1 protein-coding gene is annotated in these 329 nt (G+C 48.0%); it reads left to right on the top strand.

Features of this window, described 5'->3' with window-relative positions; translation table 11 throughout:
* Window positions 1-329: DUF7507 domain-containing protein (locus B3394_RS18230; RefSeq protein ID WP_286927578.1), on the top strand; the 329-nt coding region annotated here is incomplete at both ends.

Below are 329 nucleotides of genomic sequence, written 5' to 3' on the forward strand. Positions count from 1 at the left end.
TTTGCACAGGTTGGTGAAACGATCACGTACACGTTCACAGTAACCAATACCGGAAACGTAACGATAAACGGATTGGTGATTAACGATACGCAGATCGGATTAACAAATGCAGTGGTAACACCGGCTACATTAGCACCGGGCGCTACCGGAACGGCAACCGCTACGTATGTATTGACCCAAACAGACATCAATGCCGGACAAATCAGCAACACGGCTATTGCAACAGGAACCACGCCACAAGGCGGTTCGGTTCAGGATACTTCTGGTACTTCAACGACAAACGATACGCCAACGGTAACACCATTAGCACAAAATCCGGCTATTGCTTT

Origin of the sequence: Flavobacterium sp. UBA4197, from assembly GCF_002379575.1 — a bacterium.
In the GTDB taxonomy this organism is placed as follows: Bacteria; Bacteroidota; Bacteroidia; order Flavobacteriales; family Flavobacteriaceae; genus Flavobacterium; species Flavobacterium inviolabile.